A 24,769-nucleotide genomic window follows, 5' to 3' on the forward strand; every position below is an offset into this window, starting at 1 on the left:
TTTTCTATTTTAGGGCGAGAACTACTTATACCAATTCTCTAAAATCCGGCAACACATTCAAACCCCGAAACCCAAACAATATCTGACTTTCTTAATTACGAATTACGAATTGGTATTAGTATGCTTCATTTACAAAATCCTTGGCGTTGGTCACGTCGAAGAGTCTGTCCTTAAGAATAATCCGAGGAGGAATTTTCTTGCCAGCAAAATACTCTTCCATCGTGGCGAAAACAAGTGGACCAAAACGCGGGTTCGACTCGACACTAACACCAAGCTCACCACGGATTATCGCCTCAAGCGCAGCTTTCTGGCCATCGATTGAACCAACCATCACATCCTTACCAGGCTTCATACCTGCGGATTTGAGAGCCTGGATAGCACCTAATGCCATTTCGTCGTTGTGAGCATACACTGCGGTAATATCGGAACCCTTAGCCTGGATGATGTTTTCCATTACACGCACTGCCGCAGCCCGCGAAAAATCTGCCGTCTGCGTGGCGATGATTTTCATGTTGGGATAAGTAGCGATCGCATTACGAAACCCCTTAGCCCGATCGATTGCGACCGATGAACCGGCTGTTCCAGTAAGTTCCACGATGGATGCCTTGCCGTCGGTTGCTTTAGCCAGCCATTCCCCAACACGGCGGCCTTGGGCGATAAAATCCGACCCAAGAAAGCTGACGAAATGTTCACCTGGTCTTCCCGCCGCTTCACGGTCGATCAGAAAAATCGGTATTTTTGCCGCTCTCGCTGCTTCGAGGGCGGGCGTAAGACCCTCATACTCACGTGGTGCAAGAAATATAACATCAACTTGTCGTGCGATTAGATCCTCAATGTCGGCAAATTGCTTCGATGTCTGCCCCTGTGCATCCGTTATCAGAAAATCGTAAGTTTTCTTATGCTTGGCAGCTTCCTCCTTAATGCTGTTCGTTTCGGCAATGCGCCACGGGCCGATGTTCTCCGTCTGCGAGAATCCGACAATTTTTTTTGTTTTCTCTCGTATACAACCAGATAGCGAGAAAGCCGAAATAGCGATCGCAACGTAGGCGCTAAATACCAACAACTTTGGCATATACGCTCCGATACCTGAGCATCCAAAACAGGTTTTATTCTTCATAACCCAATCATGTCTGAACGCTACATTGCAATATTTGAAAAAAGCGAAATTATGGCATTTTCCATTGATTTGCCATTACTGTGCCAGAATTCATGGCTGTTCGTCATTCCAGTGCTGATGAAACATCAATAGCGATTAGATATCGTGCTTTTACTTTCCACTGTTAATAAAAGATTGATTTTGCTGATCTAGAGTTTTGGTAATAATTTCATGTCATTAAATAGGACAGATGCACCAACTGCTCGTAGTTTTTCTGGGTTAATCAGTTCTGCATAACCAAATACTGTCATACCTGTATCAACTCCAGCTCTGACACCTGTGGGTGTATCTTCAATAACTACACAATCCTTTGGGGAAAATCCCATTCTCTCGGCTGCATATAAAAATACATCGGGATATGGTTTGCTACGTGAGACTTCTGTAGCACTAAATATTTTTTCTGAAAAGTAAGGAAGCAAATCTATTACAAATAAAGCTTTCTCTATCCACTTATGGCTACTATTTGAAGCAACACAATAAGAAAGATTGAGCTTACTTAAAACATCATGTATTCCCTGCACCGGATGCACATCATTCATGAAAGCTTGCATGGTTCGTTCCTCAAATTCGGTAGCAAAGTTCTCTGGTGGAGATTTGCCAAGCAAATTTTTAACTATTTCTAAACAGCGGGTCATTGATGTGCCAACAAAAATATCGAACACATCCTCTAAAGTTAGAAACAGTCCTATTTCCTTGAGCATTTTCAACAAAATAGTATTTGCGATTCGCTCACTATCTATCAAAACACCATCACAATCAAAAATAACTAAATTAAATTTGTTCATGAATTTACTAAAAATCCAAAGTCAACAACAGCACGGATTTTACTCATCTTGACCAAACCTGAATTAATTTACAAGGTTTAGTTTGGTGCAGTTTCGTCGGAAAGAATAGTAATGATTTCGCTCAAAGGGCGATTGCGTTCGCATTCTTCTGGTGTTTCCTTACCCAAAGAGGTATCTTTCACCAAGCGGTAAACATCGGCTGCTCCGTAAAAAATCCGCTCAGTCAGACCTATTTCTTTAAAGGTTTCGGCAATCTCTTCCATTTCTCCTATCCAACGATGTGCTTTTGGTGTCATGGATGGAATGGAACGGGTGAGAATAGCAGCAAGTTCTGGTTGGCTACTAGATACTTCCTCCCATAGTTGCTCATCCAAACCTAAACGATGGGCAGCAATTAGTAATTCTGCACCAATCGCTGTCAGTCCTTTTGTTAGGGCGGCGTAAGACATCTTCAATCCAGAAGCCTGACCAATTTCATCGCCAATTACTCGTATATCTAACCCATAATTCCGCAATTGCTGGAATTCATCAGTCTGTTTTCCTGATGCATAGATGCGCGTGCGACCGGGAACTCTGGAAGGTGGGCCAATGATTGAAGCATCTACAAAAGTTGCGCCAGATGATTCAATCAGTTGGGCAATACGTTTTACCTTTTGGGGTGCGATCGCATTACAATCAACATAAAGAATCTGTTTCGCCACATTACTTATCACCTCAGCTACCTCCTTTGCTACCTCTGCGGCGGCGGCGGGTACTAAAACTGATAACACCACATCAGATTCAATTACCAGTTGTGTGAGGGAACCCACATCTTGGATATTGGCTGCGGCTGCTAATTGCCGAGTTCGTTCACTGCGATCGTCTAGGGCGGCAATGGTTTTCAATCCATTTTGATTGAGAACGGATGCGATCGCCTGCCCCATGTCACCTGGACTTAAAATACCAACAGTTTGGATTTGCATGGGAAAATTTATTTTTACCTGTATTCAGCTTTTAATTAATTTGCTGATTTTGGTGATTGAGTTATAAGATAACCTACGGTAAGTTGATAGGATTACCGTAATGGGTCTAAATAGGAACCTACCATACATCATTCTCTAGAAGCAAGCTATTTAATGACTCAAAAAGCAGAATTATCCCAATTTGTCCACGAGCGAATTAAACGAGTAGTATGCAACAACACCGTTTGGTGCAATACGGTTTGTCGATTACATGGGCTACCTGGAGAGTTTAAGGATGTACTATGGCTCAACCGACATGAAACACCTCGCTTTTATCCAAACGTCGTCACGCTAGTAGGAATTGTATTTTTCTAGTTATGGACTTGTTTGAGGGTTTACCAATTTGTGACATCTGACAATTAGCAACCTTCTCCAAACTGCTTAACTAAGCCATAGTTTCAATAAATCTATTCAAACCGAAATATGTCAGACATTGCTGATTTTTCTGCTTCTCAACTGTTATCACTATATCGCGATCGCCAGTTATCAACAGTTGCAGCAACCAAAGCTGCCCTAGAACGGATCAATACTTACAATAACTCAGTTAACGCCTTTGCGATCGTAGATGAAAACACTGCTTTGGCTGAAGCCCAAGCCTCAGAAGTGCGTTGGCTAAATGGGAATCCCCGTGGCTTAGTGGATGGTATACCTTTTACCGTCAAGGATTTACTATTAACCAAGGGTTTACCAACGCTCCGAGGGAGTAAAGCGATAACCTCCCATCAATCTTGGGAAGAAAATGCACCTGCGGTGGATCGTCTGCGGGAACAGGGAGCAGTTTTATTAGGAAAAACCACAACCTCTGAATTTGGTTGGAAGGGTGTCACCGACAGTTCACTTACTGGTATCACCCGCAATCCTTGGAATACAGATTTGACTCCTGGAGGAAGTAGCGGTGGTGCTGCTGTTGCTGCTGCATTGGGCATGGGAACACTGCATCTCGCTACAGATGGTGGTGGATCATCAAGAACACCGGCGGCGTTAACAGGTGTGTTTGGTTTTAAACCGACTTTTGGACGTGTTTCTGGCTACCCATCAGCTCATACTGGATCATTGTTTCATATTGGCGTTTTGGTTCGCACCGTCACTGATGCCGCATTCACATTAAATGTCATCGCCCATTCTGATGTGCGTGATTGGTATGCTTTACCGGATGAAAAACAAGACTATACTTCTGATTTAGACAAGGGTGTAGCCGGATTGAGAATTGCTTACAGTCCCAACTTTGGCTACACTGAGGTTGATGTAGAAGTAGCTGCTTTAGTTAAAGCCGCAGTTGATGTTTTTGCTAAACTCGATGCGATTGTCGAAGAAGTCGATCCAGGTTTTGTGAATCCTCGCCCTATTTTTCAAACCTTTTGGCAAGCTGGTGCAGCTAAGTTATTGCGTGGCTTTAGTCCAGAACAACAAGCTGTAATTGAAGAAGGTTTACAAGCTACAGCCAAAGAAGGCGATCGCCTCACCTTAGTAGAATATCTCAGCGCCCAAGATGCCCGTGAAGCATTAGGACGGGAAATGCAAAGATTTCATCAAAACTATGATTTATTACTTACTCCCACCTTGCCGATAGTTGCTTTTCCTGTTGGACAAAATCGGCCTCAATCATCTATTGATCCTCAGCACCGAGATTGGACACCTTTTACATATCCCTTCAACCTTACACAACAACCTGCTGCATCTTTACCTTGTGGCTTCACCAAAAACGGTTTGCCTGTTGGTATACAAATTGTCGCTGCAAAATATAAAGATTTACTGGTATTGCAAGCAGCTAAAGCTTATGAAAATGTTTTTCCTTTCATCATGCCGTTAGGAGCAAGTAATTGAGGCGAACAGCAAGATCCCAACCTTTCGGTTAATGGAGAAAAGGGAAAAGATTTGAATTCACCTTTCCCCTTTGCCCTTTAACCTTTTCCCAGACCAAAAGAAAGAAAAATTGTTAGGCTCATCCGAGAAGTATTGCTACTTGATTTACTTCCACTGTTTGTTGCTGCTATAGGGCATTTTGCGAATCTTCAATCTGCCATTAATTAAAAACTCCTCTTGGTTAGGAGGGGTAAAGTATTATTTAGTGTAATTAGAATTGACGCGCTATCGCATCAAAATTGAATGCCTAGCAAACATTAGTCAATGATTTGTGGACTAGGAACTTGCGCGTCAATATCTGCCTGAGATAACGTAGGTAGCAACCAGTTGCTTTCACCGGCTTTGAAGACTTTGGCAGGTGCAACATTTAATTCAATTGCACCAGTAGCTGGATTAGTTTTAGCAATGGACTGTGTACCATCGACAAACTTGACTGCAATGGGTTGGGTTAACTCTTGTACTTCAGTATTAGGACTTAAAACTACTTGAGTACCTGCGGGTAGGTAGATACCATCACAATCCCAATCATCATCAGTAATTTGCCCTGCTGCTAAGAAGTAGAGTTGAGTTGGATATTTTTTCGGTTTATTGGCGTAGATACCCAAAGTTTTACCGGTTTGATTAAAGCACTGCGCTCGTTTTCTGGCCGTTTCGATTACATACTTCTGAGACTGCAATTGTGATAGTCGGGCTTGAAATTGCTCAGGTGTATAGCCAGCTTGTTCAGGGTTATCTTTCACAGTGAGAAGTTGATTGAGTTCCTGAGTTACCTCAGCATAATCAGTTCCTTTGGTGAAATCTTTGCCTGCCCAAGAAGGTTGAGCAATTGTCAGATTCACAATAAACACAAGAGCGACAAGAATAATTTTGATGAACTGCATATTTTTCTCCCTGGTTTGAGATTTTTAGTAATCAGCGAAGTAAGCTCTTAGCTGCTTAACACTTGAGTAAAAGAGTTAAAAAGCAAAATTATTGACTAACATAAGGAAGCTTTTTAAATATTTCTGTATAAGTTTTGATTTAGTGGAATGCTGAGTCTTGAATCTTAGTAAAACTTTCAAATTTATTAGGATTATTGATTAAAGAAAGCTATGTTACTGCCCAAGATGGATAAGCTACTACTAAGTTAATTAAAACCACTAAGACTGTAAAACAAAGGGGAAATTTTTCATGTATTTTTAAAATAACATTAGTGATGAGTCAGTTTTTCAACAGCTTTATTATTATCTCCAACTGCTTGAGCAACTGTAAAAGATTTATTGCTAGAAGGTTGTTTAGGAAATTTGCTATTAGTTTGAATATGCAAGCCCGGTAATAGAGCCACTTTAGCTTCTTTATTATCTTTAGGACTATTTACTAAAGTGACTTTCAGCTCATTGATAATTTGTTGCTGATCTTTGATAATTTGAGTTAGTTCGTTTAGCCTTTGAGAGTGTAAGTCATCCAATTTCTGATGTAGTAGTTCAATATTTTGACTAGCTTTAAGATTCACTTGGTGGTCGATTTCGGTACTTCTGCGATCGGTATCAGACTGGCGATTCTGACTCATCAATACAATTGGTGCTGTGTAGGCTGAAGCAAATGAAAACACTAAGTTGAGCATGATGAAAGGTGAATTATCCCAGTGGGGAACTCCTGGTGTCAAGTTCATTCCCACCCATCCCGCTAAAATGGTACTTTGGCAAATCAGAAATTTCCAAGAGCTACATGGTTAGCTAATTTATCAGCAAGCTGTTGTCCGCGCGTTAATTGCTCTATCGATGCGTCTGGAGCTTTCTGTGCAACTTGAGTGTTTTGAAGTGCTTTTACATCAACGTTATTTGACAATATTTTTTTGCTCGTATTCATGCTACACCTGTTTAGTTAATTCAGTATGTGTTTGGCTTGATACTTTAAAATTAAGCTTTTCCGCCGATAGAAGCAAATATTCTTTTTTGTTAAAACGATAAATAAAAGTAATTGCTTGTAAGAATATTTGAAGCCGAAGGAGAATCCCAGCGATGTCTAGGACAAAAAGGAGACCCGATCGTGACACTAACAGCAAGTTGAATTGAGATTACACCCACCAAAGCAGCTCTTGGTGCCGTTATTACCGGAGTCGATGCCAGTCGTTCAGCAGAACCAGAGGTGCTTCTGCAACTCAAGCAGGCAATGGGCCGATCGCCACATCCTTATCTTCAAAAACCAGACACGATGCCCTTCGACAGGCTCAGGGTAAGACCTGCGGCGGTAAACTACGCGATTATACTATAATTATTAGGTAACTTAAGCATTAGTGAATCTAATATTTAGTAAGACATAATATAATTCCCTGATGAAAATTTGGAATAGACAACTAAGCGATGCCTACGGCTGGCTACGCCTACCACTTTGTTTTGTCAGTCGGCTGAAGTCGGCAGTTTTATGTGATCGAGTTGCAAGAGTCGGGGAAAAAGTCTTTAGTGTAGTTATAGTAACCTGCAATCATAAATGCTTAAACTTGCAATCAAAGTATTTTCAAACCAGGATTAACTGACTCTCGATCAGCAACGTCAGACATACTGACCCAGTACTTGTTCTAAATCTTTTACGTCAGACTGTGTGACAAAGCTCTTCACTTTAACAACAATTCTTTGAAATCCCTTATTGACACTGATAAGGCGTTCTGCTGCCAAATCAGCTGATAAACTCTTTTTCCCAATTTGAAGTAACGCTAAAAGCCCAGGCAGGGCGATCGCTCTCTACCCTGACTGGACTGAAACAGGGCGTAGGGTTACCAGAAAGCGTTAGTTGGCCAAATAGCAAAGGTTATTCCTGGACTTTGCATGTTGACAAACATCGTATGACCATCGGGGGAGAAGCAGACCCCAGCGAACTCTGATGTGTTGAGGGCATTCTTGGCAAACTTGTAAAGACTGCCACTGGGAGTGATACCCAGAATGTAATCCGTTCCATCCCCATCTTCACAGAGGAAGATGTCGCGGTTGGGGAAAACTATAATATTGTCTGGATTATCTAGTACACCAGAATTGTTTGGTTCAATATATAGCTCAACGGTATTATTAGCGGGCGAATAACGCCAGATTTGCCCATCTCCAGAACTACCTCCACTCTTGCAAGTGAAGTAGACATAACCACTACCATAAAAGATGCCTTCCCCACCTGAAAACCTGGCGGCACCGCTGTTATACCCTGCTGTTCTGACGGTATCAGTGGTGGGATCGGGATTGCTAATCTGTACCCAGTTCACCGCCCTAGGCGTATTTTTTGGGAAACCCGTAGCTGTGTTGATTCCAGACGACCCCGTAATCCTTAAAGCGTATAGCGAGCCGCCAGCACTCAGGTTGTTGCTTTGGTTGGGAATGAAGCGGTAGAAAAGCCCGTTTCCCTGGTCTTCCGTCATGTATATATACCCTGTGTTGGGGTCTACAGCGGCAGCCTCGTGATTAAAACGCCCCATAGCGGTTAGTGGGACGGGGGTGACAAAAGTATTTGCACTACTGGGAACTTCAAACACATAACCATGCTTCTTGCCGTTATTGGTTTCAAAAGTTTCCTCACAGCTTAACCAAGATCCTGAAGGCGTAGGACCACCAGCACAATTGCGAATAGTTCCCGCTAGAACACCCCGATGTTCTACCAGGTTGCGGGACGAATTAACAACCAATTTAGTGCAACCGCCCCTCGCACTTGAGTTGTACTTACTGCTATTGGGAGCGCTCAGTCCATTGCTAGAAGTGGGAGTGAGTTCGTGGTTGCGAATTAGAATCGTATTGCCATTAGATCCTGCAAAAGCACCCATACCATCGTGACCACCGGGTACCTGGTAACCATCATTCATCGTTTGGCCCGTTTCGGACAGTCTGCGGTAGGTGAATCCAGCTGGCAAATCTAATACTCCGTTGGGGTCGGCCACTAAATTGCCGTAGGGACCCGCAGCGATCGCGGGTTTAGCATAGAATGCTTGCAAAGGAGATAGAAGGACAGCACCTGTAGCAGATGCCCCTGCCAGGGTAAAAAACTGACGTCTTGATAGATTCAATATATACTCCCTGATATTTTGGACGAGGCTTAATTTGTTGCAAATAGACAGCCTCAATTATCTAGGAGGAGCAGGTTCTTTCAAATTAATAAGAGGTTAAAAAAAGATTATTTAAGGCATTAAGGAAATGTAAAAAATATACAAATTTATAATGGATTGGTTTATGCAGCAAAAGCATTAAAATTAGGGCTTTCATCGATTGAAAACTAGTCAAAAATTGGGTTTTGACTTCTTAATCGTTTCCAACCTCTATCTAGCAAAGATAATTCATGCGGCAATGCCATTTTTAATAGTTAACTTTATGTTAATAAATGGTGAAGATTGAGGTTCAATTTTAAGGTCTAATAATAGATTACCGATGTTAATGAATTGAAGTATGAAATTACACTTCTAAGCGATAACAGATTTCAGGGAGCAAATGAGGAATTTTTGAAAAGATTAATGCTTACCTTATTCTGGCAGTTCCCCAAATTGTTGACGATAACGCTCAAGTTGTTTTTGCGCTAATTCAAGCTGTTCTTCTGGAGTTTGATAGCGCTTTCCTTGTTGGTCATACCAATACAAAACCTGACGCTGGATATTACCAGATACGTATTGGATCGCCCAATTCCCAAACCAATTTCTGGCATCCAAAAGAGTTCACCAATTTGCAATTGATAGCTACCATCTACTAAGCGATAAACTTCAAAAGGTTGATGACGGTCTCTTTGCCAATACTCTGGATTATAAATAATGTAGTACAGTACACCTAACTTGGCATAAGTTTCTAATTTTTTGTCGTATTCTCCACCCGGAGTTAAGGAGACAATTTTTAAAGCCAAGATAGGTACAATGTTGTTTTCTTCCCAAACAACATAACTTTTACGAGATTTACCTTCCTTGCGGCGTTCTACACCTAAGCTCAAAAATCCGTCTGGGACAATCGGCACAAGTGGACTAACCCCTGTGGTATGGTAAACGCCCATATCCACGCTGAAAAACCAGTCATTACGGTTTGCCCAAATATATTGCAACAAAAAGAGAAGCAGGTTGGGAATAAAGTTCTGGTCTTCGTTATCCACAGGGTATCGTCTGAACAAGGAAGTTCAGCACTACTAGGCAATTGGCGGGGGTCTAATTTCACCATAAGTAATGATGGTGCTGAGATGACCTAATGACCTTTATTTTATTAGACCAGAAGGCTTTATTCGGAAAAGTCGGGAAAAAAGTCGGGTTTACAGAATCTTATCCGAAAACTCCAGCAACATAACTGTAGAGTAATTTATAGTTGTCCCTAAAATCTGAACTATCCTTGTCGTTACACAATGGACGCTGAAGCAGCATTAGCATGGTTAGATGCCATAATTCCCCCTCAGACTGGGGAACGGTTGAGCGATTTGCAAAAAGTGATTCTTGTGCAAGTTTGGTTGGGTAGAAAATATTTGGATATCGCTCATTCTTACGGTTGTACGGAAGGACACGCCAAGGATGCTGGTTCTCAGTTATGGAAGCTGCTTTCTAAAGTCTTGCGAGAAAAGATAACCAAAAGTAATTGTCGCGCTACTTTGGAGCGAGTGTTGAGAAAAACTACTGCAATATCATCAAGTCTGATTGATTACTCGCGATCGCCACACCCCACCCCAAAATTAGAGGATACCAATTTTATTGGACGAACAGAAGCGATCGCTCACCTCAATACTTTGGTAAATCAGGGATCGAAAGTCATTGTCATCCAAGGTGAGGGAGGTTTAGGCAAAACCACTCTAGCGCAGCAATATCTGCAAACTCAGGGATTTGACTTGGTTTTAGAACTACTGATGGCGAAGGAAACGCAGAATATCACCCCCCCCGAACGCGTAGTAGAGGAATGGCTGAAACAAGACTTTGATCGAGAACCTGGGGTAGAATTTGGGGTTACATTGGGACGACTCAAGCGCGAACTCCACAATCGGCGGATTGGGGTGTTAATTGACAATCTAGAACCTGCATTGGATCGACAAGGTGGGTTGATTGCCTCTCACCGCAACTATGTAGAACTATTGCGGGTGTTGGCTGATGCAAGGGTGCAATCTGTTACCTTGATTACCAGTCGCGATCGCCTTTGTGAACCTGGGTTGAATGTGAATCACTATCGGCTTCCTGGCTTGGATCGAAGCTCATGGCAACAGTTTTTTAGCAACCGTGGATTAGCCATCGACTCGCCAACCTTGCAAATCATGCATCGCACTTATGGCGGTAATGCGAAAGCAATGGGAATTCTCTGCGGTTCGATTCAGGAAGATTTCGGCGGTGATATGGTTCTTTATTGGCAAGAAAATCATGCCGATCCGTTAGCAGCAACGGACTTAAAAAATTTAGCGGTTAGTCAAATTAATCGTCTGCAAGCCCTCGACCCTCAAGCTTATCGCCTGCTTTGCCGTTTGGGATGTTATCGTTACCAAGATATACCCACCATCCCATCACAGGGGTTATTTTGTTTACTTTGGGATGTGCCACCCGATCAACATCGCCAAATTATCGCCTCCTTGAGAAATCGGTCTTTGGTGGAGTGCGATAAAGGCGAATACTGGCTGCATCCGGTGATTCGAAAAGAAGCGATCGCACGTTTACGCCGCAGCGATGAATGGGAAATTGCCAATCACAAAGCCGCAGAATTTTGGACAGCTAGTATTAAACAAATTGAAACCTTTAAGGATGCTTTGCAAGCTCTGGAAGCATATTATCATTATATAGAAATTCATGAGTTTGAGTTAGCAGGTAAGGTAATTTTAAAAAGCCGAAATAATCAATGGCAGCAATTTTTGCCTCTTGGTAGTACCTTGTATCGGATGGGCTTAATTCAACCGATACTTGCAGCAATTGATCGAGTTGTTAACAATCTAGAAAATAACCAAAATCTCAGCGAACTCTATAATATACTGGGCGATCTATATTGGATAACAGGTAAAATTAGTCAAGCGATCGCCTGTCAAGAAAAGGCTATTACTCTGGCAACCCAAGCACTCAAATCACTTGTACATCAGCCAGAAAATAAACATCCAGTTTACTATCTGAGGATGCTAGAGGTAGATTCTTTATTAAGTATTGGTCTTTACAAAATAGATTTGTGGGAACTAGAGGCAGCCACGAATTTATTTCAACAAGTAATTTATCTAGCCCAAAATACTGAGCATCATCGCTGGGCAGAGAAAGCATCAGTTTGTTTAGCTTTGGTCTATTCTTATTTAGGTTTGCGTGATGCCTCCTTTGCATTAGCAGATGTAGCTTATCAGAATATTACGAACGAAAAACTGGTAGAACAGACTGGGCGATTTGTCTATTTCATGCAAATTTTGGGTCAAACCTACGTCAATTTAGGAGAGTTTTATCAAGCAAATCAAATATTACATCAAGCTTTAACCTTTGCTGAAGAAAGCCACTATATGCAGGTGAAAGCAAAAACACTCAATGGTTTAGCAGAAATCAATCGAGAACAAGCAGATTTTGAGTTAGCCCTGACTCATCATAGAGAAGCAATCGAACTGTTGGATAAAATAGGTGCTAAGTGCGATCTAGCTGAAGCTTATTATCAATTAGGTTTAACTTATCAAAAGATGGCAAAGCCTGATGAAAGTAAATTTAATTTTAATCAAGGAATTCAGCTATTTACTGAAATAAAAGCTCCGAAGCAAGTTGAAAAAATTTCAACTTCACAATCCAATACTGCTCGCTTTGTACATTTTTAATATCAAGTCCGGTCAATCACTTATGATTATGAAAAGGCAATAGGCAATATGAAAAAAGGCTTTTTGAGTTGTAGAGAGTTTTTTCACGCAATCAAATATGAGCTATGGCGGAATTTTTCACCAATCGTTGCTATACGCCGACTATAGTCAAAATAGTCTGCATTAGTACGTCTAGCTCAATTGGTTTAGAAATATGCTGTTGAAATCCGGCTGCTAGTGCCAGTTGTTGATCGATCTCTCCTGCATAAGCGGTAAGAGCGATCGCTGGAATTTCTCCGCCCCGATCAGACGGCTGCTTTCTAATTTGACGAATTAGTGTGTAGCCATCCATATCGGGCATACCAATATCACTGATTAGCAAATCAAATTTTGCTTGCCCCAAAGTGCTTAGAGCTTCATGTGCTGATTCAGCTTCAGTCACTTGCGCCCCATACTGTTCTAGCAGGAAGGCGATGAATTCCCGTGAATCTCTGTCATCATCTACAAGCAGGGCTTGCAATCCATTCAGATTGAAGTCTGAGCAATTATGGAACGCAGTATCAGCTTGATTTAGTTTTGCCGCAGCGATCGGTGGAAACTTGACTGTAAACGTTGCTCCTTGACCTTCTCCAGGGCTTGCTGCCTGAATGCTTCCTCCATGCAATTCAACCAAATGACGCACGATCGCTAACCCTAATCCCAATCCTCCGAATCTTCGGGTCGTTGTCCCATCGGCTTGACGGAAGTAGTCAAAGACGTAGGGCAGAAAGTCAGCAGAGATCCCCATACCAGTGTCGCTGACAGAGATTTGAGTGTATTCCGAAGGATGAGTATCTAGTTCATTCTCGATCCTTTCTAACCGCACCTCTACTTGGCCACCCTGTGGGGTAAATTTAATCGCGTTGGAAAGTAGATTCCAAACAACCTGTTGCAGGCGACCAGAATCACCCAACACTTGCCCAGCGTTCGGTTCAAATATTGTTTGAATTTGAATGGATTTAGCTTCAGCAGCGAGGCGCACGGTTTCCAGAGCAGCTTTGATGGTAAAAGTTAGACCGACTGGAACTGTATTCAAACTCAACTTGCCTTGGAGAATACGCGACACATCGAGCAAATCTTCGATCAGTTGCGCTTGCAGTTTAGCGTTACGCTCGATCGTTTCGAGTGCATACTGAGTTTTGGCTGCGTCCTGCCGACTCGTTTGCAAAATTTTTGCCCATCCCAAAATAGGATTCAGGGGCGATCGCAATTCATGAGATAGCACTGCCAGAAACTCATCTTTAATCCGATTGGCTTGTTGCGCTTGTTCAGTTTGTTGCTGCAAAGAAATCATCAGCTGATTGAGGCGATCGTTCTGCTCTTGCAGCAAGGCTGATGCTCGCTTCCGTTCGGTGATATCGGACAGGATGAAAACGGCACCTGTGAGAGTTCCATGCTCATCAAGTACTGGATCGATAGTTTTGGCAAACCACCGTTCTGTGGACTGAAATTCTAGAACTTGCCGTTGGTGAGTTTCTTTAGCACGGCGAAAGCAGGTGCCATCACCAATTCCCAATTCTGCGGCCATCAAATTATGGTGAGCACAACCTAAAATTTCGTGGGAGGGTTTGCAAAAAATCTGCGTTATCGCTAGATTACAGCGCAGAATTATACCTTTTGTGTCTACGAGACACACACCGTCCTTGATAGAGTCAAAGGTACTTTGCCACTCTCGTGCTGAGGATAAAGCCGCTTCCTCCGCTCGTCGAATTCGCAGCAGCGATCGCACCGTCGCCAGCAGTTCAATGGGTTCAACAGGTTGTACCAAATAAGCATCGGCACCACTGTCTAAGCCTTCTGCTTTATCCTGGCTTTGGACAAAACTTGCAGAAAGGTGTAGCACCGGAATAAAAGCAGTTTCGGGATTTGCCTTAATTTGACGACAGACTTCAAAGCCGCTGATATCTGGTAATTTGACATCCAAAATCACCAGAGTAGGCTGATGTTCAGTAGCAGCTTTTAATCCTGCTACTCCGGTTGCCGCTTCCACAACGGTAAAGCCTGCATTTTGCAAAATCCGGGCCACAATGTAACGATTGGCTTCGTTATCGTCAACATGCAGGATGATAACCTGTGGCTCAAACATGACTTTGCCCACAATCTAGAACAAGTCCGGCTTTGATCAGCGCATCTTGAAGCTGGGCGTAGACGCGTTCGCCCTTGGCGTTGCCGCAGGCTAGCGGCTTGTCGTCAGACATCGCTGCTGTTTGAGAGCCTGTTTCTTTGGAAAGAATGGCGATGCTTTTTTTTGCTAATTGGCTCTGAGTTTCTGCATCAAGTTGTGCCGATGAGTAGATGATCACAGGAATCGACTGAGTGACAGGATTGCTTTTAAGCTGCTTAAGCACATCAAACCCACTCAACTCTGGCATCTCCAAGTCAAGAACGATCGCGGTCGGTTGCTCGCGTTGTGCTAAATTTAATCCTTCCCATCCGTTCATGGCTTCTAAAATACTCAATTGTGTATTTATTAACAACTGCTTCACCAAATACCGATAGGCAGGGTCATCGTCAATTAACAAGATTTTTTGAGGCTTGTTCTGATTAATTAGCGTATTAAGTTTGTTCAATAACTGCAATCTGTCTACCGGCTTAATTAAAAAACCATTGGCTCCTAGTGCTAGTGCTTGCTTCTCGTTATCAATGATGGTAATAACTACTATAGGTATATTGCGGGTCGTTTCATCTCCTTTGATTTCTCGCAAGAACGTCCAGCCGTTTTGCCCTTCTAGCATAATATCTAGCATAATCGCCGCTGGTCGAACTTGTTGTAATACTTGCCTTGCCTGAGCTAAGGTGCGGGTTGCAATCAATTGATAAGTTGACTGCTGAAGATGATTTTCGTAAATAAATAGCGTTTCGGGATGATCTTCAACCGCCAGAATGGGCAGGCCAGTTGGTTCAAGTGATGCGATGGTCTCCGACCGACCGGAGGTCATCGGTTGCAGTAGGGTGGGAAATTCGGTCGCGTATGGGTAGATAATCGGAATCGATGCCGTAAAGGTGGAGCCTTCACCCAGCTTACTTGTAACTGAAATGCTGCCGCCCAGTAGCTCCGTTAGCTTGCGCGATAACGGCAATCCTAACCCGGTTCCCTTGACCTGCTTTTGCAGAGAAGACTCAATTTGGACAAAATCCTCAAAAATGCGCTCTCGATCGGCGGTCGCAATGCCGATGCCCGTATCTGATACGGAAAATATCACGGTATGACCCCTTTGCACAGAGGTTACACGCACTTCTCCCTGCTCGGTAAATTTGAGGGCATTGGAGATAAAGTTTCTTAGAATTTGCGCGACTTTGCCCTCATCGCTATATATCTGCCCAATGCCTTCAGGTTCCTCGATATTCAGCGCGACAGAGGAGCCTTGAACCAATAATGGGCGTAGCATCCCCCGCAGCGTGGCAAACAAATCACTAACTTCAAAGGAACTGGGACGCACTTCAATCTTTCCAGCTTCCACCTTTGCTAAATCCAGCAAGTCGTTGACCAGTTCTGATAATCCGCTCGCCGCCTTTTGGATGAATGTCACCTGCTTTTCTTGCTCTGCGGTCAAATCACCATCCATTCGTGCCAGCAACATCCGAGATAACGACAGAATCGAGTTGAGCGGTGTGCGAAACTCATGGCTCATGTTTGAGAGAAAGCGGGTTTTTAGCTCGTTGGCCTTTTGCAGAGAGTCTGCTTTTTCATCCAATTCTGCATAGAGGGCAACCACACCGCGATTGGTATCTTCCAGTTCCCGGTTCAGCTGGGTTAGTTCTTCCTCCCGCTTCCGTAACTCTGCCATTGCCCGCAGTAATTCCTGGTTTTGTCGCTGGATCTCTTCATAGGGATTCTGGGGCGATCGCTCCATCACGCTTTCTCGAATCTGCTGCAATTGCAAATCGGTGAAATTAGGTGTGCGCTTTGATAACCTTTTACTCATCACCACCGTTGTTCCCTGTCCCGGCAGCGATTCTATCTCAAAGAAATCCATCAGCTTTTGGCTGCCTACAATGCCTAGCCCCATTCCTGTATCAGAAGCGTAGCGTCCTGCCAAAACGTCTTCCAGATGAGGAATGCCACCACCCCGATCCTGAATCCGAATCAGAAACTCTTGAGGTTCTCCTGCCACAGAAAATTCAACCGTTCCACCTCTGGCATACTGAAAGGCATTGCGGGCAATTTCTGAAACTGCCGTTGCCAATCGTGCCTGATCTTGAGTATCAAAGCCCAATTGCTCGGCAATCTCACGAGTTCGCTGCCGAGCTTGGACAACATCTTGTTCGTTCTGGATTTCGAGGATGAAAATAGTTGTCAAGTCGCTTCACTCCAATTCAAAATTCTTAAATATTCTGCCCCCTGCCTCCTGCCCCCTGCTTCCTGCCCCCTGCTTTAATTGCTCATTCCTTTAGCCACTAACACTGTCACATCGTCTCGGTCTCGGTTAAAGTCTCGGTATAAGACACCTGCAATCAGGCTGGGATGTTTTTGACTCAAGCCTGGATAGCGATCGAGCTGCCACTTACTGTCTAATCCGTCAGAATGCATAATTAAAAGTCCGTTGGCATACCAGGGATAGCTAAACTCTTGAATTTTGCGAATTTCATGTCCCACCGTGCCGTTGTTAGATATCAGATGGTGGCGTTCAGTAAAGGAGAAGATGCTAGCAGCGATATTGCCAATTCCGGCAAAGCGGACAGACTGTTGTTCAAAGTCGATTTCAGTAATGCCGAGTGCTGCTCCTCGCGTACTTCGCAAGGCGGCGTGGGCAGCTTCGACGATCGCACCAGGAGAGCGATCGTGTTCTTGAAAGATTCTGACGGCTTTTGAGGAAGCAGTAGCCGCCGCAGGCCCATGCCCTAAGCCATCGGCTACTAGCAACAGGCTGCGGCAACGATCGACTTGATATGCCCAGGCATCTCCTGAAATGTCCTCACCTCGTTTGGGCAAACAAATCGCCCCAATTTCTAAGATTTTTTCAGGCTCATGGGGTGCGGAGGTTGACCAGAGGTGGGCGAGGAGCGCCGTCCCCTGGTTGCGAATGGAGTAAATTTCAAATAAACCAGACAGGCGAGAAATTGCGCCCAGTCCATTGCCTAAGGTTCCGGCGGTGGAAAAGCCATCTTGCAAACACTCATCCACATCAACCATTCCCCGTCCTTTATCTAGGGACAAGACTTCAATACCAATAGCTGAATTGTGTTCGATCAATCTTAGCAACAACACTCCACCCTTACCGTGCTGTATCAGATTACTCGCAACCTCTGTCACCACAATGCCAAGCTTGCCCCGTTGCGTTTCCTGAAAGCCGAGCTGAGTTGCCAAAGCGATCGCTACCCGTCGCGCTTCCCCGGTCTGGCTAGATTCAGTAATTGTAATGGCGACAGATTCTCTCATTTTATTTCCATCGTACAATTATTACCCGTGTTCCTTCTCCCACCGCAGACTGAATCTCAAACTCGTTAGCAAGTCGTTTAGCACCGCTCAATCCCATACCCAATCCGCTACCCGTGGTGAACCCATCCTTCAGCGCCAGATCAATATCGGGAATTCCCGGGCCCCGATCTTCAAAGGTCAGCCGGAGTCCTCGTCGTCTCCCTTCCTGAAGCGTTTCTAGTTTTACTGTGCCACCTCCCCCATAGTCTAGGGTATTGCGGGCTAACTCACTGGCGGCGGTGACAATTTTTGTTTGGTCTACTAAGCCAAAGCCAATTTCCACGGCCAGCAGGCGCACGGCTTGCCGAACTAAGACTACATCTGTAGAAGATTGAATGTCGATTGTTTCAGTCTTCTGCATCGTCATCTGCACGCCATTGAGTGGCAATGACCTGATTTGTAGTTTCATTGAGTGACGATCGCAAGAGTGCCATACCTTTTTCTACGTTTAGGGCAGTGCGAATACCCGTCAGCGACAGCCCCAATTCCACCAGGGTAATTGCCACAGCAGGCTGCATCCCAACGACAACTGTTTGGGCATCCAACACCCGTGATATTCTGGCAATGTTGCCTAAAATCCTCCCAATGAAGGAATCGACAATTTCTAATCCAGAAATATCGATCAAGACACCGTGAGCGTGAGTTTGAGTGATGCGGTTGGTCAAGTCATCCTGTAAAGTCATGGCGAGGCGATCGTACATATCCACTTGAATTGTCACAAGTAGGAAATTGCCCATTTTGAGTATAGGAATACGTTCCATTGGTTCCTACCTCATTTGGGTTGAGAGGGGGTAATACTCACTCCCAAACGTTTTAGTGCTATGAGAAAGGCATCAGCTAAGGTTGCCTTCGTTGTGATATCAGTCAAATCAATGCCGAGATAAACGATCGTTTGGGCAATTTGAGGACGAATCCCACTAATCATACAATCGGCTCCCATGAGACGGGCAGCAGTAACGGTCTTGAGCAGATGTTGAGCGGTGAGGGTATCCACGGTGGGAACCCCCGTAATGTCAATGATGGCAATTTCTGACCCGGTTTCAACAATTTTCTGCAACAACGACTCCATCATCATTTGCGTGCGGGCACTATCCAGGGTGCCGATAATGGGTAATGCCAAAATTCCTTCCCAAAGTTTAATCACTGGGGTAGATAGCTCCATCAACTCTTCCTGCTGCCGCAAAATCACGTCTTCCCGCGCCTTTTGATACACTTCAATTGTCAGCAATCCCAGCTGATCCAGTAAGTTGGTGGCTAGCCATATCTCCTCACTCAACTCAATGGGGTCTTGCAATTGCTGACGCATCCGCTTGAAAAGGGGTTGCTTGAACGAAAAGACGAATGTAGCTGTTTCCGCCGGTGTGAAGCCTTTTTGCGATCGCGATCGAGAAATGCTGTTTAGTATCTCTCGCATATCCTCCCACGCCCCTGCCTGAATATTGGTCAACTTGCCCTGCCCAACGGCACTCCGAAACAAGCTCAGGAATTCCCGGCACTCCTCCTTTAGCTCGGCTTCTTTAATCAAGCCTTTCCGAATATTGACATTGGCTAACTCCTGAGTCCACTCTGACAGCAAGTCTGCCTCAAAGGTTTCCAGGATTTCTGGTATCTTACTTTCGCTCATCGTTCTTATAAGGGCAACCACTTTGATTAGTCCAAAATCAGTGTATGCTGATTCAGACCAACGCGAAAGTCGTTCGTTGGCAGCTCATATTAAACTAGCGATCGCTTCTACTAGTTCTTCGGGATCAATCGGTTTGGATAAGTGTCTTTGAAAACCTGCTGCGAGAGCTTGTTTTTGATCGGATTCTCCAGCATAAGCTGTCAGCGCGATCGCTTTTATCTGTCCGCCTTGTCCTTTTGGCCAACTTCTTACCTGACGGATGAGCATATATCCGTCCATCTCTGGCATAGCAATATCACAGATGAGAATATCTGGCTGAGATTGTTTTAATATCTTTAATGCCTCACGACCGGATGCGGCGGCTGTCACTTCTGCACCATATTGCTCAATCATGAATACCAGTAGTTCTCGCGTATCTTGCTCATCCTCTACTGTCAGCACCCGCACACCGCGCAAATTCAACGAGATTTTAGGTAAACTTTTATTTTGATTTGGTTGTAAAAATGTAGTGATGAGCGGTAATCTAACTGTAAATATTGCTCCTTGGTCTTCTCCTTTGCTGTCTGCGTGAACTGTACCACCATGCATTTCTACAATGTGTCGGACAATTGCTAATCCTAATCCCAAGCCGCCAAACTTGCGTGTTGTGGCACTATCAGCTTGACGGAATGTTTCAAACACGTAAGGTAAAAACTCTGGTGTAATCCCCTTGCCTGTATCGCTAACTTGAATCTGAGTGTAGGTATTGGTAGACTCTAATTTGATTTTTACCTCGCCGCCAGTTGGGGTAAACTTCACCGCATTAGTAAGTAAATTCCACACTACTTGTTGCAAGCGACTAGCATCACCCATAAAAAGCTGGACATCTGGTGCAATCTCAGTGTGAATTTGAATCGATTTCGCTTCTGCTGCTAAAGCGACTGTTTCATTGGCAGCTGCAATAGTTGCAGCTAAATCAACTGAAGAAATGTTCAGCGTTAATTTGCCTTGCAGAATGCGGGAGACATCTAATAAATCAGCGATCAGTTGAGTTTGTAATTTAGCATTGCGTTCGATTGTTTCTAAAGCGATCGCTTTTTTCTCCTCACTTAATTGGTGAGTCCGCAGCAATTTTATCCAGCCAAGTATCGGATTTAGCGGCGTTCGCAATTCATGAGACAACACCGCCAAAAATTCATCTTTAATGCGGTTGGCAGTTTCAGCTGCTTCTCGTGCAGCTTGTTCGCGTAGCAGTAATTCTTCGCGTTCTTCTTCCGCTCGCCTGCGGGAAGTCACATCAATTGCTACTCCCCCTACCAAAGATTGCCCAGATAAATGAGCAATGGGGAATTTATAAACGAGGAAATCGCCTATTGTGCCATCCAGACGAGGTGCCATTTCAATTGTCTCTAAAACCTGATTAGTTTTAGCCACTGTTTGGATGTTGTTTAATAATTGGGTGGCAATCTCAAGATCAAACAATTCAAATGCAGTTTTGCCGATCGCATCTTGAGTAAATAGCTGAAAAGTATTTACATAAGTCGGACTAAGGTAAATAACTTTACCATCTGCATCTGTAATCCAAGCAGCAGCAGGACTATGTGCCATGAATGCCTGAAAGCGTTCTTCACTTTCTTGCCGCACTTCTTCGGCTTGCTTGCGCTCGCTAATGTCAATGTTGACTCCTAAAAAACACTCGGCTTGTCCCTCTGCATCTCGGATAATTTGCCCTTTCGATGCTACCCAAATAACTGTATTATCTCTGCGGACAATGCGGAATTCGTCGTAATATTCCTTACCTTCAGCTAATACTTTTTCTACTCCTTCCATAACCCGTGGGCGATCGTTAGGATGGATAAAATCAACCCAAGGTTTCACACCAGGTTCTTCTGTACCTATTTCCAACCCCAAAATCTCCCAGATTCCTTCCGACCAAAATACCTCACCAGTAGCTACATTCCACTCCCAAGTCCCAATTTTTCCTGCTCTTTGTGCCATTTGGAGGCGTTGTTCGCTTTGTCGCAATGCTTGCTCCGTTCGCTTGCGTTCGCCAATATCACGAGATACAGCAATTACACCTGCGATCGCTTGCTCAGGATTATATAAAGGAGCCAAAATATATTCGTAACAATGCACTCCATCAACGGTATTATATTCGGTCTCTGCTCTGATGGGTTGCCCCGTTGTCATTACTGTTTCTCGTTGGGTGTCTACCCGACGCATCGTAGTAAACATTTCTGGGGCAAAATCAAGTTCTTGCCAAGTCTTACCGACTATCTCTTTTGGCTGATAACCTAAACCGCAGCCCCACCTTCACTGACATACTGATAATGACCATGCCGATCAAAAATATAAATATGATCTACTGAGGCAGAGAGAATCGCATTTAAGATATTGGCTTGATGTTGCACCTGGCTCATCAACTTACGTGTGCATTCTTCTGCCTGCTTGCGTTCAGTAATATTCAAAAATGCAGCTACCGATCCTCTAGGATTATCCTGTTCATCAAGTAGGGGAGCAGCATAACCAAATAAATTAAATATAGTGCCATTACCGCGAACGATATCAACTTCTGTGCCTTTGACTTCTGTATTATGAATGGCTGCATAACGTAGCGGATATTCTTCTGGTGAGAGTTCCTTTCCCTGCCGCAAAATTTTGTAAGATGGAGGCGGAGCATTAACGGGAGTAGAGGAAACATTAACTTCAGGCAAGATACCTAAAATCTCAGCAAATGCTGGGTTAGATTTTACCTCCTTAAATTCCATATCTTCCGCGATCAGAATGCCAATAGGAATTAACTCAAATAAAGTTTGCATATTTTGGCTCAGAGAAGCGATCGCGATTTCCCGTGCTTCTAGTGCTGCGGCCATTTTGTCAATCGCTTGCGCCAGTTGACTAAGTTCTCCCGATATATGAGCAAGTCCAGTACGAGTGTTGAGTTGACCACTACCCAAGGTCTTGGCTGTTTGCACTAAAGATTGTATCTGGTTGAGAAAAAATACATCTCCACCTACCCAAGCAGCTGCGATCGCTAAAAAAGTAACTGCACCTAAACTAATTAAGTTTCTGAATAATAAACTATCAGCATTAGCAAAAACTTCAGACTTGGGAATACCAATCCTGATATATCCATCCGGCTTGACTGGATTATCGCCCAAAGGAATAAAGGCAAAGATTCGCGGCACACCATCAAGGCTAGTCACTTCATCGATCCCCTCAACCTGAGCGATTTTCATTCTGGCGAAAGCATCCGGCGATATAGATTTACCTACCCAATTTTGCGTATTGGGATAGCGGACTAAAAGTGTTCCTTTCTTGTCAACCAAACTCAGCACCGAGCCTTGAGGCATTTTTATTTGCGCCGCCAACTGATTTAACTGAGCTAAATCAAGTGCAGCTACAACCACAGTTTGCACTCGCCCTGCTTTGTCTAAAATTGGGTAAGCGAAATTCAGGGTAGCTTTTTTAGTGACGCGATCTATTTGATAATCACCAACCACAAATTTCCGAGTTTGCAAAGCACGTTGGAAATAACTGCGGTCTCTGAGATTCACAGAGCCAGAGTAGGCAATCCCAGTACAAATCACGTTTCCTTGACCATCAAGTACGGCAAAATTAGCGTAAGCTGAGTGTTGTTTCAGGATATCGGTCAACAATTGATTGCACTCTGCTGAATTACCCTGACGGACAACTGGCAGCTGTGCCAATATCATCAGCAGTTGACGGGTTCCTTCTACAACCTGTTTTTGGTTATTAGCCGCCAATCTCGCCAGCCGTAGTGTCTGTTCTCGTGCCTCTACTGTAGCGGTACGCCGTTGTTCGGAAGCAGTGTACAGAATTAATCCTAGTGCTGGAACAACAGCTAAAAGGACGAGAAGTACTAAGCGAATGCGAAGTGTACTGTTTAACCAAGAGCGCATTATGGTTTAGTTCGATTTGCTACACATAATTTTGAACCAAAATATAAAATTCGAAACTGTTATTCACTGAAGCAATGAGCAAAATCAAGGCTTTGGACAAGGGGTGTAGGTAAAAAAACTCTTATAATCTTATACCCAGTCTCGACAAACAGTTTTTCTGCGTAAGTTCTGATTGTAACAATTGAGCGATCGCAGGCACCTTTAGAATATATATGCAGTAAGAAACAAAGTGCAATGGTTTCTTACCCAAAAAAGAAAAGACATGGATACTACAAAAATGACTGCACAGTTCACTCTTTTCAACGCTGACTAGGTATGAAGTTAACTCCAGATGCGTAGTGCGATTTATGAATTTTCTGTAAATAATCCATTCTTTTTCGGAAGAAGCCACCATGCAAGCTGTATATCTTCTACATACCGAACCACTTATACAGTAACCGGGGCATTGAATTTATGAAGCCCCATGTAATTTCTAGCGAGAGCTAAAGCTGTTCTCTTGTCAAACAAGAGAACAGTGAAAGCATTCTCAATCAGCCCTGTGGTGGAGCGCTCAAAAAGCGGGAGCCACCTTTGTATTTCAAGCAATTTAATAAAAGTTCTTCTAGCATCACAGAAGCTGTTAACAGACGCTATCGCTTCCGTTATGGATGGAAGAAACAAAATTAAGATGCACCAAAAATTACACTTTTATTGTGTCCTGACAGTTAAGACCGATCCCCCAATGATGCTTTGTCGCCCGTACAGAAGCTTGGTTGTAGGGTTGAGACGGTTATGACATTGGTGAAATGGTTGCTGCCATTATCCCGTTTAGGAGACTGTATTCATCCGTCAACCCAGGTCAGGGCACTTAATGCTCTCTTGATTTGATTTAATCTTCGGATTTTTAATTCATTTATTGACCAATTTGAATTGGCTAAGAAATGGTGTAATGACGCTCGCTGAGTTATACTCACAACTTAGCTATTTCTGGTAATGATTTTATTTTTATTGGCGAGATTATTCCTAAGTGCAAATATTTGAAGCATTCATAATTTCTCACCTCTTTAAATAAATCTTGATACTCTGCACAATATTCATCTACGATCGCTTCCAGCGGGCGGTTACGCCATCGCAACTGTTGGGTGGGCATCTCTAGCTAAATGTTTCAGGATTTGTAATTCTACATCCATTGCCCTGGCTTACCTGAAGAGAGTTTTTTCTTTTAATCCTTTTATTAAGAATACTCGGAAAGTGACAGAAGCTGTTTACGGACGCGCTCGCTTCCGTTATGGATGGA

The 24,769-nt window shown here is 43.7% G+C and carries 20 protein-coding genes and 3 pseudogenes; 4 read left to right on the forward strand and 19 right to left on the reverse strand.

What is annotated here, in order from left to right:
- Positions 1-115: 115 nt before the first annotated feature.
- Positions 116-1,117, reverse strand: a complete 1,002-nt coding sequence (locus tag NPUN_RS11325) for an ABC transporter substrate-binding protein (protein ID WP_148220295.1) — start codon at positions 1,115-1,117, stop codon at positions 116-118.
- 9 nt (positions 1,118-1,126) lie between these two features.
- Here NPUN_RS11325 and NPUN_RS44085 point away from each other — a divergent pair, with 9 nt between their 5' ends.
- Positions 1,127-1,249, forward strand: coding sequence for a hypothetical protein (locus NPUN_RS44085; RefSeq protein ID WP_272913965.1), 123 nt, complete (start codon positions 1,127-1,129; stop codon positions 1,247-1,249).
- Between the two features lie 56 nt (positions 1,250-1,305).
- Here NPUN_RS44085 and NPUN_RS11330 read toward each other — a convergent pair whose 3' ends face one another.
- Both NPUN_RS11330 and NPUN_RS11335 read right to left on the reverse strand, forming a co-directional pair.
- Positions 1,306-1,941: an HAD family hydrolase gene (locus NPUN_RS11330; protein WP_012408841.1), complete on the reverse strand. Its 636-nt coding sequence runs from the start codon at positions 1,939-1,941 to the stop codon at positions 1,306-1,308.
- 77 nt (positions 1,942-2,018) lie between these two features.
- Positions 2,019-2,903: an NAD(P)-dependent oxidoreductase gene (locus NPUN_RS11335; RefSeq protein WP_012408842.1), complete on the reverse strand. Its 885-nt coding sequence runs from the start codon at positions 2,901-2,903 to the stop codon at positions 2,019-2,021.
- Between the two features lie 153 nt (positions 2,904-3,056).
- Between NPUN_RS11335 and NPUN_RS40635 the strand changes: the two genes are divergently transcribed.
- Both NPUN_RS40635 and NPUN_RS11340 read left to right on the forward strand, forming a co-directional pair.
- Positions 3,057-3,257, forward strand: a complete 201-nt coding sequence (locus NPUN_RS40635; RefSeq protein ID WP_148220296.1) for a hypothetical protein — start codon at positions 3,057-3,059, stop codon at positions 3,255-3,257.
- Between the two features lie 108 nt (positions 3,258-3,365).
- Positions 3,366-4,766 carry an amidase gene (locus NPUN_RS11340; protein WP_012408843.1) on the forward strand — a complete coding sequence of 467 codons (1,401 nt, stop codon included), beginning with the start codon at positions 3,366-3,368 and terminating at the stop codon, positions 4,764-4,766.
- A gap of 296 nt (positions 4,767-5,062) precedes the next feature.
- On the opposite strand, the gene NPUN_RS11345 is transcribed toward NPUN_RS11340, so the two are convergent.
- The 6 genes and pseudogenes from NPUN_RS11345 to NPUN_RS11360 all read right to left on the reverse strand — a co-directional run bounded on the left by NPUN_RS11345 (position 5,063) and on the right by NPUN_RS11360 (position 9,952).
- Positions 5,063-5,686, reverse strand: coding sequence for a hypothetical protein (locus NPUN_RS11345; RefSeq protein ID WP_012408844.1), 624 nt, complete (start codon positions 5,684-5,686; stop codon positions 5,063-5,065).
- A 308-nt stretch (positions 5,687-5,994) separates the two neighbouring features.
- Positions 5,995-6,456: a DUF1003 domain-containing protein gene (locus NPUN_RS11350; RefSeq protein WP_012408845.1), complete on the reverse strand. Its 462-nt coding sequence runs from the start codon at positions 6,454-6,456 to the stop codon at positions 5,995-5,997.
- Positions 6,457-6,491: 35 nt separating this feature from the next.
- The gene (locus NPUN_RS43185) at positions 6,492-6,653 is read right to left on the reverse strand and encodes a hypothetical protein (RefSeq protein WP_234711083.1); all 162 of its coding nucleotides are present in this window, start codon (positions 6,651-6,653) and stop codon (positions 6,492-6,494) included.
- Positions 6,654-7,336: 683 nt separating this feature from the next.
- Positions 7,337-7,519 (reverse strand): element excision factor XisH family protein, encoded by a 183-nt coding sequence (locus NPUN_RS44775; RefSeq protein ID WP_083782381.1) that lies wholly within the window; start codon positions 7,517-7,519, stop codon positions 7,337-7,339.
- 38 nt (positions 7,520-7,557) lie between these two features.
- Positions 7,558-8,826: an alkaline phosphatase PhoX gene (locus NPUN_RS11355; RefSeq protein WP_012408846.1), complete on the reverse strand. Its 1,269-nt coding sequence runs from the start codon at positions 8,824-8,826 to the stop codon at positions 7,558-7,560.
- A 450-nt stretch (positions 8,827-9,276) separates the two neighbouring features.
- Positions 9,277-9,952: pseudogene (locus tag NPUN_RS11360) on the reverse strand (Uma2 family endonuclease).
- Positions 9,953-10,130: 178 nt separating this feature from the next.
- Between NPUN_RS11360 and NPUN_RS11365 the strand changes: the two are divergent.
- Positions 10,131-12,530, forward strand: a complete 2,400-nt coding sequence (locus NPUN_RS11365) for a helix-turn-helix domain-containing protein (protein ID WP_012408848.1) — start codon at positions 10,131-10,133, stop codon at positions 12,528-12,530.
- 130 nt (positions 12,531-12,660) lie between these two features.
- On the opposite strand, the gene NPUN_RS11370 is transcribed toward NPUN_RS11365, so the two are convergent.
- The 10 genes and pseudogenes from NPUN_RS11370 to NPUN_RS40640 form a co-directional block, all read right to left on the reverse strand.
- Positions 12,661-14,634 (reverse strand): hybrid sensor histidine kinase/response regulator, encoded by a 1,974-nt coding sequence (locus NPUN_RS11370; RefSeq protein WP_012408849.1) that lies wholly within the window; start codon positions 14,632-14,634, stop codon positions 12,661-12,663.
- Positions 14,627-16,849 carry an ATP-binding protein gene (locus NPUN_RS11375; RefSeq protein WP_012408850.1) on the reverse strand — a complete coding sequence of 741 codons (2,223 nt, stop codon included), beginning with the start codon at positions 16,847-16,849 and terminating at the stop codon, positions 14,627-14,629. The genes NPUN_RS11370 and NPUN_RS11375 overlap by 8 nt, the downstream gene beginning before the upstream one ends.
- Before the next feature lie 74 nt (positions 16,850-16,923).
- A complete protein-coding gene (locus NPUN_RS11380; RefSeq protein WP_012408851.1) occupies positions 16,924-17,928 on the reverse strand; it encodes an ATP-binding SpoIIE family protein phosphatase in 1,005 nt (334 codons plus the stop codon).
- 1 nt (position 17,929) lies between these two features.
- A complete protein-coding gene (locus NPUN_RS11385; protein WP_234711085.1) occupies positions 17,930-18,376 on the reverse strand; it encodes an anti-sigma regulatory factor in 447 nt (148 codons plus the stop codon).
- Entirely contained in the window at positions 18,315-18,728 is a 414-nt protein-coding gene (locus NPUN_RS11390) for an STAS domain-containing protein (protein WP_012408853.1), read from the reverse strand. Before NPUN_RS11390 ends, NPUN_RS11385 begins: the two co-directional genes overlap by 62 nt.
- 11 nt (positions 18,729-18,739) lie before the next feature.
- Positions 18,740-19,591 (reverse strand): STAS domain-containing protein, encoded by an 852-nt coding sequence (locus NPUN_RS11395; protein ID WP_012408854.1) that lies wholly within the window; start codon positions 19,589-19,591, stop codon positions 18,740-18,742.
- Positions 19,592-19,675: 84 nt separating this feature from the next.
- Positions 19,676-21,214, reverse strand: a complete 1,539-nt coding sequence (locus tag NPUN_RS11400; RefSeq protein ID WP_419788438.1) for a hybrid sensor histidine kinase/response regulator — start codon at positions 21,212-21,214, stop codon at positions 19,676-19,678.
- A gap of 12 nt (positions 21,215-21,226) precedes the next feature.
- Positions 21,227-21,853 (reverse strand): annotated as a pseudogene (locus tag NPUN_RS44780) (PAS domain-containing protein); the annotation flags it as partial.
- Positions 21,854-21,864: 11 nt separating this feature from the next.
- A complete protein-coding gene (locus tag NPUN_RS43190; protein WP_012408856.1) occupies positions 21,865-23,493 on the reverse strand; it encodes a PAS domain-containing sensor histidine kinase in 1,629 nt (542 codons plus the stop codon).
- An 845-nt stretch (positions 23,494-24,338) separates the two neighbouring features.
- Positions 24,339-24,662: pseudogene (locus NPUN_RS40640) on the reverse strand (IS701 family transposase); the annotation flags it as partial.
- Between the last annotated feature and the right edge of the window lie 107 nt (positions 24,663-24,769).

Origin of the sequence: Nostoc punctiforme PCC 73102 (genome assembly GCF_000020025.1) — a bacterium.
GTDB lineage: Bacteria > Cyanobacteriota > Cyanobacteriia > Cyanobacteriales > Nostocaceae > Nostoc > Nostoc punctiforme.